Source organism: Bartonella propinqua (assembly GCF_047263965.1).
Classification (GTDB): domain Bacteria; phylum Pseudomonadota; class Alphaproteobacteria; order Rhizobiales; family Rhizobiaceae; genus Bartonella.
Map to the genome: position 1 here is coordinate 62,354 of NZ_JBLEBK010000003.1, position 16,929 is coordinate 79,282.

Annotated in this window: 16 protein-coding genes; 3 read left to right on the forward strand and 13 right to left on the reverse strand. The window is 38.7% G+C overall.

Translation table 11 applies throughout. The features are described 5' to 3' along the window. Positions 1-9: 9 nt before the first annotated feature. From panC to rpoZ, 10 genes are all read right to left on the reverse strand, one after another. Positions 10-855, reverse strand: a complete 846-nt coding sequence (gene panC / locus ACMFKV_RS03210) for a pantoate--beta-alanine ligase (RefSeq protein ID WP_336287884.1) — start codon at positions 853-855, stop codon at positions 10-12. A gap of 27 nt (positions 856-882) precedes the next feature. After that, entirely contained in the window at positions 883-1,629 is a 747-nt protein-coding gene (gene recO / locus ACMFKV_RS03215; protein WP_336287885.1) for a DNA repair protein RecO, read from the reverse strand. A gap of 1 nt (position 1,630) precedes the next feature. After that, positions 1,631-2,536, reverse strand: coding sequence for a GTPase Era (era, locus tag ACMFKV_RS03220; RefSeq protein WP_336287886.1), 906 nt, complete (start codon positions 2,534-2,536; stop codon positions 1,631-1,633). After that, positions 2,529-3,236, reverse strand: a complete 708-nt coding sequence (rnc, locus tag ACMFKV_RS03225) for a ribonuclease III (protein ID WP_336287887.1) — start codon at positions 3,234-3,236, stop codon at positions 2,529-2,531. Before rnc ends, era begins: the two co-directional genes overlap by 8 nt. After that, positions 3,217-4,029, reverse strand: a complete 813-nt coding sequence (gene lepB / locus ACMFKV_RS03230; protein WP_336287888.1) for a signal peptidase I — start codon at positions 4,027-4,029, stop codon at positions 3,217-3,219. Before lepB ends, rnc begins: the two co-directional genes overlap by 20 nt. An 82-nt stretch (positions 4,030-4,111) precedes the next feature. Further along, complete coding sequence (acpS, locus tag ACMFKV_RS03235; protein WP_336287889.1) at positions 4,112-4,513, reverse strand: holo-ACP synthase; 402 nt, start codon at positions 4,511-4,513, stop codon at positions 4,112-4,114. Then, a complete protein-coding gene (locus ACMFKV_RS03240; protein WP_413154481.1) occupies positions 4,510-5,112 on the reverse strand; it encodes a DUF2062 domain-containing protein in 603 nt (200 codons plus the stop codon). Before ACMFKV_RS03240 ends, acpS begins: the two co-directional genes overlap by 4 nt. A 97-nt stretch (positions 5,113-5,209) precedes the next feature. Beyond that, positions 5,210-5,788: an orotate phosphoribosyltransferase gene (pyrE, locus tag ACMFKV_RS03245; protein WP_336287891.1), complete on the reverse strand. Its 579-nt coding sequence runs from the start codon at positions 5,786-5,788 to the stop codon at positions 5,210-5,212. Between the two features lie 16 nt (positions 5,789-5,804). Beyond that, the gene (locus ACMFKV_RS03250; RefSeq protein WP_413154482.1) at positions 5,805-8,033 is read right to left on the reverse strand and encodes a RelA/SpoT family protein; all 2,229 of its coding nucleotides are present in this window, start codon (positions 8,031-8,033) and stop codon (positions 5,805-5,807) included. Between the two features lie 120 nt (positions 8,034-8,153). After that, the gene (gene rpoZ / locus ACMFKV_RS03255; protein WP_336287893.1) at positions 8,154-8,552 is read right to left on the reverse strand and encodes a DNA-directed RNA polymerase subunit omega; all 399 of its coding nucleotides are present in this window, start codon (positions 8,550-8,552) and stop codon (positions 8,154-8,156) included. A 572-nt stretch (positions 8,553-9,124) separates the two neighbouring features. On the opposite strand from rpoZ, the gene ACMFKV_RS03260 reads away from it, so the two are divergent. Continuing rightward, a complete protein-coding gene (locus ACMFKV_RS03260) occupies positions 9,125-9,793 on the forward strand; it encodes a uracil-DNA glycosylase (protein ID WP_336288034.1) in 669 nt (222 codons plus the stop codon). A gap of 66 nt (positions 9,794-9,859) precedes the next feature. Here the strand turns inward: ACMFKV_RS03260 and smpB are convergent, their stop codons facing one another. Both smpB and dapA read right to left on the reverse strand, forming a co-directional pair. Further along, entirely contained in the window at positions 9,860-10,336 is a 477-nt protein-coding gene (smpB, locus tag ACMFKV_RS03265) for an SsrA-binding protein SmpB (RefSeq protein ID WP_336287894.1), read from the reverse strand. 25 nt (positions 10,337-10,361) lie between these two features. Next, the gene (dapA, locus tag ACMFKV_RS03270) at positions 10,362-11,240 is read right to left on the reverse strand and encodes a 4-hydroxy-tetrahydrodipicolinate synthase (protein ID WP_413154483.1); all 879 of its coding nucleotides are present in this window, start codon (positions 11,238-11,240) and stop codon (positions 10,362-10,364) included. 250 nt (positions 11,241-11,490) lie between these two features. Between dapA and ACMFKV_RS03275 the strand changes: the two genes are divergently transcribed. Further along, positions 11,491-13,581 carry a lytic transglycosylase domain-containing protein gene (locus ACMFKV_RS03275; RefSeq protein WP_413154484.1) on the forward strand — a complete coding sequence of 697 codons (2,091 nt, stop codon included), beginning with the start codon at positions 11,491-11,493 and terminating at the stop codon, positions 13,579-13,581. 87 nt (positions 13,582-13,668) lie between these two features. On the opposite strand, the gene ACMFKV_RS03280 is transcribed toward ACMFKV_RS03275, so the two are convergent. Beyond that, complete coding sequence (locus ACMFKV_RS03280; RefSeq protein WP_413154485.1) at positions 13,669-14,445, reverse strand: TonB family protein; 777 nt, start codon at positions 14,443-14,445, stop codon at positions 13,669-13,671. A 245-nt stretch (positions 14,446-14,690) separates the two neighbouring features. On the opposite strand from ACMFKV_RS03280, the gene ACMFKV_RS03285 reads away from it, so the two are divergent. After that, the gene (locus ACMFKV_RS03285; protein ID WP_413154486.1) at positions 14,691-16,886 is read left to right on the forward strand and encodes a TonB-dependent hemoglobin/transferrin/lactoferrin family receptor; all 2,196 of its coding nucleotides are present in this window, start codon (positions 14,691-14,693) and stop codon (positions 16,884-16,886) included. Positions 16,887-16,929 lie beyond the last annotated feature (43 nt).

The window sequence follows — 16,929 nt, forward strand, 5'->3', positions numbered from 1 at the left end:
TTAGCCCTTCTATTGCAATATATATTGATCAATAAGCCTAACCTCACCAAAGCGGACAGTTAGTAATAAAACTGCAGGTGTATCCAGTTTTCCTTTGATCTCGCATAAAGTTTTCATGTCTCGTAAATCTACTGATTCAATAATCGCACGCGATTCCTGTTGTAAAACATCGCGCACAATTTTGCATAATTTATCAACAGAGCGTTCACCTTGAAGATAAAGCTTTTCAGCAGCTTTACCGCTCTCAGAAATAATTTTTGCAGCTTTGCGATCTTCTAATGTTAACAACTGATTCCGTGAAGAACTTGCTAAGCCATCTGCTTCACGTAAAATAGGCACTCCAACAATTTCAACAGGAAAGGCTAAATCTTCAACCATACGACGGATAATCAAAAGCTGTTGAAAATCCTTTTCCCCAAAAAAAGCCTTATCTGGCTGAACAATGTTAAAAAGCTTAGCAACAACGCTGGTCACACCACAAAAATGCTCTGGACGTAATTTTCCCACTAAAATGTGCGATAGCTTTTCTACCTTCACACTTGTTTCATTACCTAGTGGCCACATTTCTTCTACAGAAGGCGCAAAAACATACTCTACATCCGCCTTTTCCAATAAAGCACAATCGCCCATCAAATCTCTTGGATATTGATCAAAATCCTCATGAGGACCAAATTGTTTCGGATTAACAAAAATAGAAACCAATATCCGATCACACACTGTCCTTGCTCGCTCTACTAATGCAAGATGACCATCATGCAATGCCCCCATAGTTGGAACAAAACCAATTGAAAACCCTAGACATCGCTCTTTCGCAATACATTCACGTACTTCAGCAATTTCTCTTAAAATTCGCATCTTTACATTCTATTCACTTTTATCAAATTAACAAACTAACGCTTGCGCACAAAACCGTCGTTCAAATAATTGTATTAAATTAATACGCATTGATGGCTGCTTTATCCCCCGTGGTTCCCAGACATGGCGCATTAAAAAAAAACCCGTTAAAATAAAGCCATTCATTATATCACTACAATTTGCAGGACGGACAGTTCTTTGTACAAGAAACTGTGGTAAAATTAGGAGCTTTTTTCTCCAAGGATATCCTGCTTCTTCACATACCGCACGCCCTGATTTTGGTGAAACATAATAAAGTTTTTCTTGACGACCTGTTGCAGCACAACGGGATAAGTCAAGACCAAAGCCAAGTTCTTCAAGAAGTCGCATCTCAAAACGTACAAGCAATTCCGCATTTACGAGCGGCTCATCAAAATTTTGCATAAAAAGATATAAAATATCATATAAAATAGGATGCGGATCACGCTCAGGAAGAAGGCGCAAATGGCAAGCTATCAACTGCAAAGCATAAAGTGCCTCTGGTAAAACAATTAACCGTGCAGCATGTAAATCAAGTGCTTCAAGCCGAAAAAGCCCCAAATGTTCGTCTAAACGTGCCCACCACTCAGCCTCTACAAAATTTCCAGGTTGAAGAAGAGCTGCCATACGACGCGAACGCCCCCCTTTTACCACCCCCATATAGCGACCATGCTGACGCGTCATAATTTCAAGAATAACGCTTGTTTCACCGTGCTGACGTGTGCCAAGGATAATGGCTTGTTCTTTCCATTTCATTTTATTTTAAAAAGTCCAATCCCATTTCACGGTAACGCTCTGGATCAGTGTCCCAATTATCACGCACTTTTACAAATAGAAAAAGATGAACCTTCTGATCCATAATTTCCATTAATTCTTTACGCGCTGCCTGACCAATTGCTTTAATTGTATCGCCTTTTGCTCCTAAAACAATTTTCTTCTGACTATCACGCTCTACATAAATAACCTGATTAATCTTCACTGAACCATCTGAGCGCTCTTCCCAACTTTCTGTTTCAACTGTTGAAGAATAAGGAAGCTCATCATGAAGACGAAGAAAAAGTTTTTCACGCGTAATTTCAGCCGCAAGCTGACGCATAGGCATATCTGAAATTTGATCTTCTGGATAATACCACGGACCCCGTGGCATTATTGCGCTTAGTGCGTGAAGCAAATCCTTGCAACCAGAACCGTTAAGAGCTGAAATCATAAATGTCTGCAAAAAATTCACTTGCTCATTAATTTTGGCAGTTAATGCTAAAAGGGATGATTTAGCAACTGTATCAATCTTATTAAGAACAAGAATCTTATCCTGCTTCATATTTTTTACAGTATCTAACATTGCGTAAACTTCATCCGAAAGAGCACTTTGAACATCAATCAAAACTAAAAGAACATCAGCATCTCTGGCGCCTCCCCAAGCAGCAGATACCATAGCACGTTCTAACCGTTTGTGGGGACGAAAAACACCTGGTGTATCAATTAACACAATTTGCGTATCATCATGAATGACAATTCCTCGGATCAAAGTCCGTGTTGTCTGTACTTTATGCGTTACAATTGAAACCTTTGTTCCAACGAGCTGATTAACCAATGTTGACTTACCCGCATTAGGCATCCCAATGAGCACAACAAAACCAGAACGCGTTTTGATAACGTCATCCATGATCATTTTTTCCCATTGTTTCCCATATGCCTTCTCGCCGTAAAATCTTTTCAGCTGCCATTCTTTCAGCATATCGTTTTGAGCTGCCTTGTCCAATCTCTGGTGCAAAACCAGGAATACTTACTTCTACCATAAAGACAGGATCATGATCTGGACCATAACGTTTTACAATCTGATAATGTGGCTGTGCACAACCTTGCACATGTGCCCATTCCTGCAACTCTGTCTTGGAATCACGTCGACCAGCTCCCATCTGCTGTGCCCGACCTTGCCAATATTTTTGAATAAAAGGGCGAACGCTCTCCAATCCTCCATCAAGATACATCACAGCAATTAAAGCTTCAACTACATCAGCGTGCATATTTGTAAGCCGACGACCCTCCAAGTTTTTCATCTCAAAACCAACATAGATCATATCGGGCAAACCCATTTCTAGCGCAATATCAGCACATGTGCGTGCATTTACCAAACCATTTAAACGTACTGATAATTCACCTTCACTTGCCTGTGGAAAAAACTGATACAACATCTCTGCAATCAAAAGCCCAAGAACTCGGTCACCTAAAAATTCCAACCGTTCATAATTCCCCTGCTCCAAACCCTGTACACTGGAATGCGTTAATGCTCTTTTTAATCGATGCTCATCTTTAAAATTATGCCCCGTCAATTTTTCAAGTTGATCAATGATTGAACGCTTCATCGTTGATCTCCTGCTTATTGAGCGGCAAATCATGAACAGTATGGATAAAGGAAAACAAACGCTTCCAACGCACATCAAACGGCCAGCGCCAAATTTGCCAAGCACTTGAACCATTACTGATAGAGAAAAAAATCAAACTTGCTCGACCAATAAGATTTTCCTCTGGAACATAACCCACACTTAAACGACTATCATCTGAATTATCTCGATTATCACCCATTACAAAATAATGCCCCTGAGGAACTTCAAAAACTTCTGTTTCATCAACTCGTGGGAAAAATCCTAAATCAAGCGTATCATAAGTGACACCATTAGACATCGTCTCGCGATAAACATCAACAGGGTAGTCAACCTCTGTTATATCAGGGTTATGAATTTGTCCCATAAAGCGACGTGAAACAGCCTCATCATTGATATAAAGAACACCTTGACGAACCTGTATACGATCACCTGGGAGACCAACAACACGCTTTATATAATCAATATCTGTATCACTCGGTAAACGAAAAACCACAACATCCCCACGTTGAGGCTGAGATGCCCAAATACGTCCCGAAAAAATAGGAGGAGAAAAAGGTATGGAAAAATGAGAATACCCGTATGTGTACTTAGAAACAAACAAGTAATCGCCTACCAGCAAAGTAGGACGCATTGAGCCAGAAGGAATACTAAAAGGCTGAAAAAAAAGCGTGCGAATAAGCGCAGCTAAAAATAGAGCCTGTATCAAAACGGAAATAAATTCAAAAATTCCGCCTTTTTTTTCTCTTTTATACACTTTTTCTTTCTGGATCATTACAGACCACCTTCCCATTACAGATACTACTCATCTGTTCATCATAATATTCAAATAACAAAAGCACGATCTTCCACAATATTTATCCACGTGGAAGTGCCTCAATAATAATAAATGCCTGCGCCCAAGGAAAATCATCTGTTAAGCTGAGATGGACAACAGCATCATAATGGGGAGGCAACAATTTTCGCAGTTGCATTTGTGCGCGACTTTTTAATTTCATAATTGGTTTTCCAGATGGTAAATTAACTACCTCCATATCTTGCCAACTTACACCGCAAGCGATTCCCGTGCCTAGAGCTTTAGCACATGCTTCTTTGGCAGCAAACCTTTTGGCGTAAAAAGAAGATTTTTCTGCGAGATTTTCAGATTTTTTCTGCTCAATATCCGTAAAAATACGTTGAATAAAACGATCCTCGTAACGAATTAACATTCTCTCAATGCGTCTGATATCAATGAGATCATTTCCAAGCCCAACGATCATGAGATATTACTCGAATTTCCTTGCCATAAACGCCTCTTTTTCATAATCTTTTGATATCTCTTTTGTTGAAAACGGGTTATTGCTCTGTAAACACCTATATAAGAAAAACTGCCTAAAATAAAACCTAAAAAGATACCACCGATAATCATTGGCATCATGATCGAGTTCCACGCATCCTTGAAAAGGAGAGATGCATTCGAAAGTGTCAAACCATCAAACAAAGCACGAATCTGAGAAAGAGAGATTTCATTCACATCGTTAAAAAGCGATAAACACAAGTAACCTATTTTATAATCTACCATAACAATAAATAAAAATGTCAGCGGATTAGAAAAAACAGTCCCGATGATTGCTGCTGCAAAATTTCCGCGCAAAATCCAAGAAAAAACTATTGCCAAAATAATGTGCACCCCTAAAAGAGGTGAACAAGCTAAAAAAATACCGACAGCAAAACCCAATGCTACTTTATGCGGTGTTGCCGATATACGCAAAATACGTTTCCGCATATAGCAAAATGAACGAGAAAATGAACGACGCGGCCATAACCAAAGTCGTATACGCTTTATAAAATTCACTGATTCTCGACGGCGAAAAAGCATATGATTCTCAATATACATCTTATGAAAACGAAATGATTTATATGATTCAAATTAATCGCACTGAATTTTTGCACAAAAACAAAAAAATATAAAGACATTAAATATTTCGACTTCCTGGCTTGACTGCTGGAATCATAGCAAGCTCAGCAGGAAGTGCATCACTAGCATAAGATACTATCTCATACTCAGCAAGGGCAATCAACGGAACTCCAACATCAACCTTACCACCAGAACGATCAAAGATACACGCACTTGCCACCACATCTGCCCCTGCTGCAACCAGAGCCTCGATTGTCTCACGAATAGAAAGACCTGTTGTTACAATATCTTCAACAATCACAACCCGCGCACCCTTCTTGATTTCAAAACGACGTAATTGAAATACGCCACTCACACGCTCTACCCAAAGAGAAGGAATACCAAGATGACGCGAAGTTTCATATGAGGGAATAAGACCGCCAATTGCAGGACCAACCACGTAATCAATTTTTCCTTCAACGCATCTTTTGATTTTTTCAGCTAACCCGCAACACAATTTTTCCGTCAAGTCAGCATGCATGAATACTTTCGCTTTTTGCATATAAGTAGCGCTATGGCGACCTGATGTTAAAATAAAATGCCCTTCCATAATAGCGTCTGCCTGTTTAAAAATATCAATCACATCCTGTGTATTCATTACAAAATCTCTCATTTTATCCATGAACCCGACGCACTGTACCAACCGAATCTGCTTCTTTTAACTGAGAAAAAATACGATTCAAATGTTTTAAATCCCAAACTTCTAAATCAATCATAATTTCTGTAAAATCTGGTGCAGTACGAATAAAAGACAAATTTTGGATATTAGCATCATTGGCAGAAATAACCTGAGTAATTTCTGCTAAGGAACCAGGGCTATTAACAACCGAAACATTAATCCGAGCAGGAAAACGTTCACTCATTTGTGCATCGATATCCCAGCGGACATCAATCCACCGTTCTGGCTGATCATCATACGCCATCAAAGCCGAAGACTGTATTGGATAAATAACAATTCCTGCACCAGGTTGCATAATGCCAACAATCCGATCTCCCGGCACAGCTCCTTCAGGAGAAAACCGAACTGGAATATCTCCTTGAGTTCCTCGAATAGGTAATGCTTTATATTGATGCTTCTTCTCTGAAGTTGCACCATTTTCATTTTCTGGAACTTTAAAAATCATGCCTTGAGCATTTTCAATGTTGAACCAACCTTCTTCCCCAGGCTTAAAAGATGGTTTTTGTACCACGCGGTGATCTTGATAATCAGGATAAACCGCTTTAATTACATCAGCAGAAGGCAATTCGCCACGCCCAACAGCTGCCAAAACATCTTCCACATCCTTGCGTGCCAAACGTGGCAACACTTGCTTAAGAGCATCTTCTGAAAATTGTTTGCCCATATATTCAAACGAACGTTCAAGAATACGATATCCAAGACCTGAATATTGCTTACGTACTGCTGCGCGAGTCGCTCGACGAATAGCTGAACGCGCTTTTCCCGTTACGACAAGAAACTCCCAAGCTGCTGGAGGAATTTGAGCTTGTGAACGTATAATATCAACTTCATCACCATTTTTTAGTTTGGTCATTAAAGGCATAATGCGACCATTAATTTTTACCCCCACACAAGAATCACCAATGTCAGTGTGAACTGCATAAGCAAAATCAATAGGTGTGGCACCTTTAGGAAAGGCAATCAATCGACCTTTCGGGGTAAAACAGAAAACTTGATCCTGAAAAAGCTCAAGCTTTGTGTGTTCTAAAAACTCTTCTGGATTATCCCCATCTGATAAAGATTGAATCGTTTGGCGCAACCATGCATAAGCATTGGTCTCACTAGATAACTTTGAAGTCGAATAATGAGAACCGTGTTCCTTATAAATGGAATGCGCCGCAACGCCATATTCAGCAATTTCATCCATAGCAGCAGTTCTAATCTGCAATTCAACGCGTTGTCTTGAAGGACCTACAATCGTTGTATGGATAGAACGATAATCATTTTGCTTTGGAATAGAAATATAATCTTTAAAACGACCAGGAACCATTGGCCACGTAGTATGGATAACACCAAGAGCACGATAACAATCATTTACCGTTTTAACAATTACGCGAAATCCAAAAATATCGGACAATTGTTCAAAAGATAATGCTTTGCTTTCCATTTTACGAAAAACTGAGTAAGATTTCTTTTGACGACTTTTAACATCAGCTTTAATGCCATTCTCAAAAAAAAGTTTTGTCAATTCATTTTCAATCGTAGAGAGTAAATCACGATTGCGCTTCGATAATTCAGAAAGTCGATTGGTAATCGTATGATAACCTTCTGGATTCAAATAAAAAAAGGAAAGATCCTCTAATTCCTCGCGCATATCCTGCATACCCATACGCCCAGCAAGCGGCGCATAAATATCCATTGTCTCCTCAGCAATTCGCCGACGTTTATCATCACGCATAACAGCAAGTGTGCGCATATTATGAAGACGATCTGCAAGTTTGACCAAAAGAACACGAACATCATCGGAAATAGCAATAAGAAGCTTGCGAAGATTCTCTGCTTGTATTGCTTTCTTCGATACAAGATCAAGCTTGTTAAGTTTTGTAAGTCCTTCAACTAACTTACCAATTTCAGATCCAAAAAGCTGATCAATTTCTGCCCGTGTTGCGCTCGTATCTTCAATGGTATCATGCAAAAGAGCAACAGCAATTGTTGCTTCATCTAACCGCATATCTGTTAAAATAGCGGCAACTTCTAAAGGATGAGAAAAATAAAGATCCCCCGAAGCACGTTTTTGGTGACCATGCTTTCGCATCGCATAATCGTAAGCTCTATTTAACAGAGCCTCATCCACGTCAGACTTGTAACGTTGAACACGCCCAACAAGATCACACTGACGCATCATATAAGAAGATCCTTTATACTTTCACAATTTAATCCTCATTGAACGTGAATATTCTCTCACTAAAAAACAACTGCTTTCCATGATAACGTATAGTAGTTTTCATGATACGAATCGCTAAAATTAATAATCGTCACTCTTCTCTGGAACAACCAAACCTTCTATGCCTGCTAAAAGATCTTCTTCTGACATATAATCAAACGGACAGTTTTCTTCTTCCGATGATGTACTGAAAACACTGCCGCCTTCCCCTGAGTGAGAAATAAATTCATTTACCACTTCTGGCTCATCTACTTCTACATGCTTTTGCAACGAATGGATAAGATCTTCTTTCAAATCAGCAGGCGATAACGTTTCTTCTGCTATTTCACGTAAAGCAACGACTGGATTTTTATCATTATCACGATCAATCGTAATCTGAGCGCCCTGTGAAATCTGACGCGCCCTATGCCCAGCTAAAAGCACTAACTCAAATCGGTTATCGACTTTATCAATGCAATCTTCTACTGTTACGCGAGCCATTTATGCCTCTTTCCTAAAGATTTAAGTTTCATATTAAATGATTTATATACAACAATCAAAATAAAACACAAGAAAAACAACACAAGCTTTCATACTTTTGCAAAAAAGCTTCTTGGAGAAAATTTTTGAGCGCTTCATAAAAAAGCATAACCTATGCAGCTCAATTATGAATGCTGCTCTAAAAAAGATTCTCATAATACTAACTTCAAACAAAAGCACTGCATTTTTATTAATGAAATTATGCTCTGAAATCTTCACTCTTTAAAGTTATATCAATCATTCAATTTTATTAAAAATTTTCAAAACAATGACAGTCTCATGCAAGCTATTTATGATAATATATTTGTTAAACATAAAAAATTTTATCCCACTGAACGCTGTATTCATTAACCGTCTTGTTTATCGTGTTAATCGCTAAGAAACTGCCTCTTTTTCAAAGTTATCTGCAATAATTCTATATCAAGTAATATTTAAATAGCTTAATCATGCGATTATTTACAAAAACATAATCCGTCGTATACCTCATAAATAACTCAAAAGGATTTTGTATAAAAATGATTGATGCCCATGCCATGCATAGCCAATTAACATCGCTTTGTCCAAGACCCCCACAAAATTGCAATTTATGTCCCCGCTTGCATAAATTTATCAGCGATTGGAGGATAAAAGAACCAAGCTGGTATAATGCACCAGTAAGTCCATTTTTTCCTTATAAAGGCGCAACTACAACGCGTCTTCTGATTGTCGGACTTGCTCCTGGATTACGCGGTGCAAACCGAACTGGTCGCCCATTTACTGGTGATTATGCTGGACGACTACTTTATTCCACTTTAAAAAAATTTGGTTTTGCCCAAGGCACCTTTGAGGAAAGAGCAGATGATAGCCTTGAACTCATTGATGCAGCAATTGTCAACTCAGTTCGTTGTGTCCCACCAGAAAATAAACCCACTGGTGCCGAAATTAACACTTGCCGATATTTCTTTTCGCCCCTTTTAACAAACCTTCCCAATCTTAAAGCCGTTATCACTCTTGGCACTATTGCTCACCATTCAACTATACGCGCTTTAAATGCAAAAATTTTGGCACACCCTTTCGAACATGGAAGAATCAGTGACGTTGGCAGATTACGTATCTTTTCAAGCTATCACTGTTCGCGCTATAATACCAACACTGGTCGCTTAACAGAGGTTATGTTTCATCAAGTTTTTCAAGCAGCAAAAATATATTTAGACCAACACTGAAAGCCCATTAATCGTACAATAAAAAAGGATATATCAATCAATCTTATCATCCATATTTTTTTCTTATCATCCATATTTTTTTAAAAGTCGTGCTTTTTCACGTCCCCAATCACGCTTTTTTTCCACTTCACGCTTATCGTGAAGTTTTTTTCCGCGTGCCAGAGCAATCTCTAACTTAACGCGCCCTCGTTCATTAAAGTAAAGTTTGAGTGGAACAATCGTCATTCCTTCGCGAGAAGTCGCGTTAAAAAAACGCGCCAATTCACGTTTTGAAACTAATAATTTACGCAAACGACGCGGTTCATGGTTAAAACGATTAGCCTGTGTATATTCAGGAATATAGCTGTTAACTAACCATAACTCCCCATTTTCAAAACTAGCATAACTTTCAGCAATATTAGCATGATTGGAGCGTAAAGATTTCACTTCCGCTCCCTGAAGTACAAGACCAGCTTCAAGATTATCGAGAATTTCAAAATTGAATCGAGCCTTACGATTGTCAGCAATTATTTTTCGTACTAGCGCGTTCTTTTTTTTATTCATAGCTCTATCAATATTATCTTACTCTTTAAACAAGACCTGCATGTTGCAGAGCCGCATCAATAATCTTCTTTGTGCTGTCTGCTAATGGAACAATCGGAGAACGAACAGTTTCACCACAAAGCCCCAATTTTGCAGCAGCATATTTAATCCCTGCAGGATTTGGCTCAATAAACACTGCACGATTGAGAGGCATCAAACGATCATTTAATTCGAGAGCTTTTTTATAATCACCACGTAAACAAGCAGCGTGAAGCTCTGCATAAAGTTTTGGAGCAATATTAGATGAAACCGAAATACATCCCACACCTCCATGTGCATTAAAACCTAATGCTGTACAATCATCGCCAGAAAGCTGCACAAAATCTTTGCCACATTTTTCACGTTGTTCACTGACACGCTCAATTTTACTTGTCGCATCCTTAACACCAATGATATTTTTAAAATCCTGACAAAGATCTCTTATAGTTTCCACAGTCATATCAATAACAGAACGCCCAGGAATATTATAAATCACAATCGGGATAGAAATAGCTTTCGCAATAGAGGAAAAATGCGTATATAAACCACGCTGGTTAGGTTTGTTATAATAGGGAGTTACAACCAAAACCACATCTGCACCTGCCTTTTCTGCATGTTGTGCAAGCTCTACAGCCTCGCTTGTACTATTTGATCCCGCTCCAGCAATAACAGGGACACGCTTAGCAACCTGTGCAACACATAATTCTATAACACGCTTATGCTCTTCATGGCTTAAAGTTGCCGATTCACCCGTGGTACCAACGGGACTTACACCATTGATACCTTGCGTGACCTGCCACTCAACAAACTTGCAAAATGCTTTCTCATCAATAGCGCCACTGTCATCAAAAGGTGTGATAAGCGCGGTCACGGCTCCCTTGAGCATAATAAACTCCCTGTAATGTTAACTTTATTTAAAATAGTCGCCTTTACAAACTTCCCATAATAAAGCATAATCTTGCTCTATCGTTGAAGCAAGATGAATTTCACAAAAGCTCTCACAAGATTAGTATGTATCCTCATTCAATTTAGAGTCTTTTCTCAAAATACTATCCATACATTAACCCGTTTTTCATGCTTCCACTTTAGAAATCGTAGAGTGTTTATAAAAAGCAAGGTCTCAAGGTCTTTTTTCTATGCGTACGCTCTCTGCTCCTCTTGTTGTATTAACCTTTACTGTACCTATACTGGCAATAACAACTTTATCGTCAAATACATTTGCACAAACAGTTCTTTTGCCCAAAAAAGTGCCAATCCCTTTAGCGCGACCTATCACCCTCATTGTGAAAGAAAAACCCACAAAGCCATTAAAGCAGATTACGCCTACGATCAACAGTACACTCAATCAACTTAAAGCTGGCTTAAACGCACTTGCAAATAATGATATTGCAAAAACAATAATTATTCGTAATTCAATGAATAAAAATAGCCTTGATCGACACATTTTAACATGGGCTATCAGTATATCAAATCAAACCGACATCCCAAGTGCCGAAATATTCAATGCTATTAATGAACTCAAAGGATGGCCTGGCATGGCTACTATGCAACGAAATGCCGAACATGCTTTTATCAATGAAGCGCATTCCGCATATGTAATCATCCAAAAATTTGCTCATCGCTCTCCTATCACAGCACAAGGTATGGCTATATTTGCTAAAGCACTTATCGCAACTGGGCAAACCGCCAGTGCACGACAAATCATCGCGCCATGGTGGCATAAAGCAAAGCTTAATGCCAAAGAAGAAGAACTTGTTTTAAAAAATGCAAGTGCTGCATTAAAGCCTATTGATCATTTCAAGCGTATGCAATTTATGCTCTATGCACATCGAATTGCGTCAGCTGAGCGAGTTGCAAAATTAGCTCATGCTCAATCTCTTTTTAACGCTTTTGTTGCCGTTAAAAGAAATGACCCTAGAGCTATACAAAAGTTACGCGCTGCTGCACGATCATGGCAAAAAAATCCTCTCTTACAGTTTGCTCAAATCTGTTATCTTCGGCAAACTGGACAATACAGTGCAGCAGCAGCACTCATGATGCAAACGCCTCAAAGTGCACAAAGTCTTGTTAATCCTGATGCATGGTGGATAGTGCGACGTGCCCTCTCTCGCGAAATGCTCGATTTAAACAAACCTAAAATTGCTTATCAACTCGTTGCAACGCACGTTGGCATAACATCTTCATTAGCTGTCGATGTTGAGTTTCACGCAGGATGGTATGCACTCAGATTTCTTCATAATCCTAAATTAGCAATGCATCATTTTGCACGTATTCCTCAATTATCTTCCGCGCCTCTTTCAGCATCCCGTGGATATTACTGGATGGGACAAGCGGCAGAAACTTTAGGTGAACATGAAAATGCTCAGCGTTATTTCCTTCGTGCTGCCCATTTTGGTGCAACATATTATGGTCAATTAGCAGCTTCACGGCTTAACCAAAAAAAACTGAAAATCTCTTATCCAAAACCAACGACTGCCGAACGACAACGTTTTAAGGAACGAAATGCTATTAAAGTAATTCAGCGACTTGAAGCAGCAGGCTATGCTAATTTTGCCAAAATTTTTTATAAAGAACTCGGAAGAAAAATAGAAAGCCCTGGCGAATTAGCTCTTCTGGCTGTGATGGCAGAAAAAAATGGCGACTATCACACTAGCCTAAAAATTGGAAAAACTGCTGTTTTTCAAGGTAAAAATGTCGGTGCACTTTCTCACCCTATTGGTGCTATTCCAACATCTACTAATATTTCTGCGACAAAAAAAGCGCTTGTCTATGCTATTGCACGCCAAGAAAGTGAATTTAATCCAACAGCCTTATCACAAGCAGGAGCACAAGGCATGCTCCAATTACTGCCAACAACAGCAAAAGCACTTGCAAAAAAACATTCAATCACGTGGTTGCCAAACAAACTAGGCAATGACGTCAGTTATAATACTATATTAGGCGTACATTTTTTAGATGAACAATTAGAACATTTTAACGGATCCTACATATTGACTCTTATCGGTTACAATGCAGGTCCTCGTCGTGCTCATGAATGGGTAAGACGTTACGGCGATCCGAGAGGAAAACCTCTCGATAAAGTGATTGACTGGATTGAACGCATCCCTTATGCAGAAACGCGTAATTATGTGATGCGCGTTATGGAAAATTATGAAGTTTACAAAGCCAGACTTACTGGAACGACAGACATAAAAACTGACCTTGTTTCTGGCAGATGGAAACCATAAAAATCCTCTCCACTGAAAGAATAGTTTATTCTGTTCTTTTACTCAAAAATCATAATACACAGTTATAAAAATCAGCAGTGCTAAAAGTTAGCTAAAGATTAAAGACACTCTGATAATTTTATTCACCTTTGACGCTGGTGGAGGTGGAAAATTGCCTACACGTTGCAACGCTGCCATAGCCAATCGATCAAGTTCTTGATCCCCAGAAGAGAGTACAATACGGCTAGAAAAAATATTCCCCTGTTCACGCACTCTAAACTCTAACTGCACCGTCCCTTTTGTACGATTGGTACGCTGTCGCGCAACATAATTTCTTTGTCTTTCTAGTTGTGCTTGTACCTTTGCCAACCACTCTGCTGACAACGCATCTTCAAGCTCTGCCCCATTACTACCATAGCGAGCGGAAGACGAACGTACCGCCTTTGCACTACGCTGTTTTACCACAGTCTTTGATTGTGGTATCGATTTTTTGGCAAGTACTTCGTGCTCCACTTTTGGAAGAGGAGGTTTTTCCAAAGATTTAGGTACTGTCAAATCATTTTGTTCTACCGTATGCTCAGGCTCTTCTGGTTGAACCTCATCATCTGATTCTGATATCTCTGATTCTTGCTCTGAAACATCAGGTTGCAATACTTCTGAATCGACATCTGGCACATCTTTGTTGGTATCCAATAAATCTGTATCAACATCTGGATATATAGTTTCTTGCGCAAAAGTTAACATAATAGTTGGCGAGAACGTGCCATCACTTACACCAGCACTGCGAAAATAAAACTGCGCTCCCAATGCTAAATGCAGAGAAAAAGCACCAATAAACGCACCTACCCACAGAGTTGATAATCGTTTAATTTTTTCAAAATTCATAACTTTTCTTACCGCTATACTAAGCTTAATATTTGGTGCTTAATTTCATTAAAACAGGCTATTTTAAAATTGCAACTTTTTTCTTGACTGATTTTGTCATGTTTAATATGGTTTTTCCGTGATTTTGTATTAAATATCAAGTCATTCCTGTTTGGCTAGCTACTTCGTAATTGGCAAAGCAGGTGTTTTTTATGCGTAAATTTCAAACTATGGAGGGGGTATTTAAGAAAAGGTTATAATGCGTTATGCAAATAAGACGAAGAAATATCTATAAAAGCTATATAATGTTGGGTGCGCTTTCAGTTTGTATACCTTCATTTGTTTTTGCACAAAGTAATGGTCAAGGTGCTATAACTGAACTAAAGCCAATCGTTATTCAAGGAACAAAAATAAAAGATTTGTCGGATTCAATCACTATTCTGACAGATCGTAAAACTGCTAAAGATCTTAATGAAAAGCAGATAACTGATATCTACGATATCAGTCGTCTTGATCCATCCGTAACTTATAATCCAAAGAATAATAGTTTTGTGATTCGTGGCTTGAATTCAGAGCGTGTTCTTACAACAATAGATGGTATTACTCTTCCGTGGGTTGATGATATAGTGCGCAGCCAAGCGTTTGAAAAAGCAACGGGAAACACAACGTTTGACTTTAATGCGCTTTCCACAATTGATATTATTCAAGGTTCAGATTCTAGTCTTTATGGATCTGGTGCACTAGGAGGAGTTGTTGCTTTACGCACCCTTAATCCTGAAGACCTTATTAGTGAGGGAAAAAATTGGGGTGGTCTTATAAAAGGTGGTTATAATTCTGTTGATGACAGTTGGCGCGTAGATCAAGCTGTTGCAGTACGAAACTCTCAAACATTCTTGCTTTTTCAAGGGTCCCGTACAGAAGGTCATCAACGTAAAAATATGGGAACAATAGAGGGATATAGAGAACGCACTCGTAAAAATCCTGTCCAATTTGACCAAACTAATTTGCTTTTTAAAATTCATCAATACATTGATGACAACCATCGTCTTGGTTTTACAGCGGAACGCTTTGGCTATAATAGTCTCACTCATTCATTAAATGCATCTACAAGATATTATCCAGGATCTGTTTATGAAAAAGACAATAAACGTCGTGAGCGTCTCTCTCTTTCTTATAATTATAACGGAAATGGAGATGCTATTTTTGATGCGTTTCATGGACAGCTTTATTGGCAAAAACAGTTTAATAATCACATTTTCAATGGATATCGTGTTGCGGCACCAAAAGGAAATTATCTAAGAGATAATCTTATACGTAATACCAATTATGGTTTAAATGCCAATGCTCTCAAAAAAGTCAACATTGGTAATGTAAGTAGTACATTCAAGCTTACCACAAATGTTTTATCATCTCAATTTCATCACTATATGTTAGGTAAAGACAATTGTCATCTGCAAGAAAATGCAAGAGGATGTGCTTTTTTGCCAGCTAATCGATCAGAATCACCAGATACGAATAGTTACAATTTTGGTGTAGCTTTTGAAGATGAGATTGGATTTGCAGATGATCGTTTTCGTCTAACACCTGGCATTCGTTATGATTGGTACAAGCATACTCCTCAAAAAACACCTGCTTATGAGAAGGCATTAGGTTCTGCAGAATATCCTCCAGAAAGAACTGGTTCACGTTTTTCTCCTAAACTACGCATGGAATGGGACATTCATAATCAAATGACATTTTATGCTCAATGGGCGCAAGCTTTCCGTGCACCACGTGTCTCAGAACTTTATCTCTCCTATACCAAACCTTCTCTTTATTATTCAAAAGGAAATCAAGATCTGAAGCCAGAAACGAGCAATGGATATGATATTGGTATACGATATGGAAATGCGAACTTCGGTGGTTCTCTCAACGCCTATATTAATCAATATAAGGATTTCGTAGACACCATAGACAAAGGTCCATCAGAAGAATTTAGACTTTCACGTCGACATTACGTAAATCGTTCAAGGGTACGTATTTCAGGTGTTGAAACAAAAATGCATTTGGTCCTTAATAATGGCTTCCGTAGCAATTTTGCTCTTGCCTATTCGCAAGGAAAAGATCTCGAAAAAGGCGAGTATCTTAACTCAATTTCACCTTTAAAGGCGGTTATAGGGTTCGGATATGCAAAGCAGGTTTGGGGAACAGATGTAGCGTTTACTGTAGTAGCCAAACGTGACAAAGTTGCCCAAAAAGATCCAGAATACCAAAAAATTCCAGGATATAAGGTTGTCGATGTTTCAGGTTGGTGGAAACCATTGGGAGAAAGGGGACCTGTTATAAGAGCTGGTGTTTATAATTTGTTTAATAATAAATATTGGATTGTATCAGATTTTCCTAGCAGCAAAGGCTCAACACCAAAAGATTATTACAGCCAACCTGGTCGGAACTTTAAGGTATCATTGATGCAAAAATTTTAGTCACTTCTCTTAATTTTTGGATCAATTGAAAAAATTATATCGA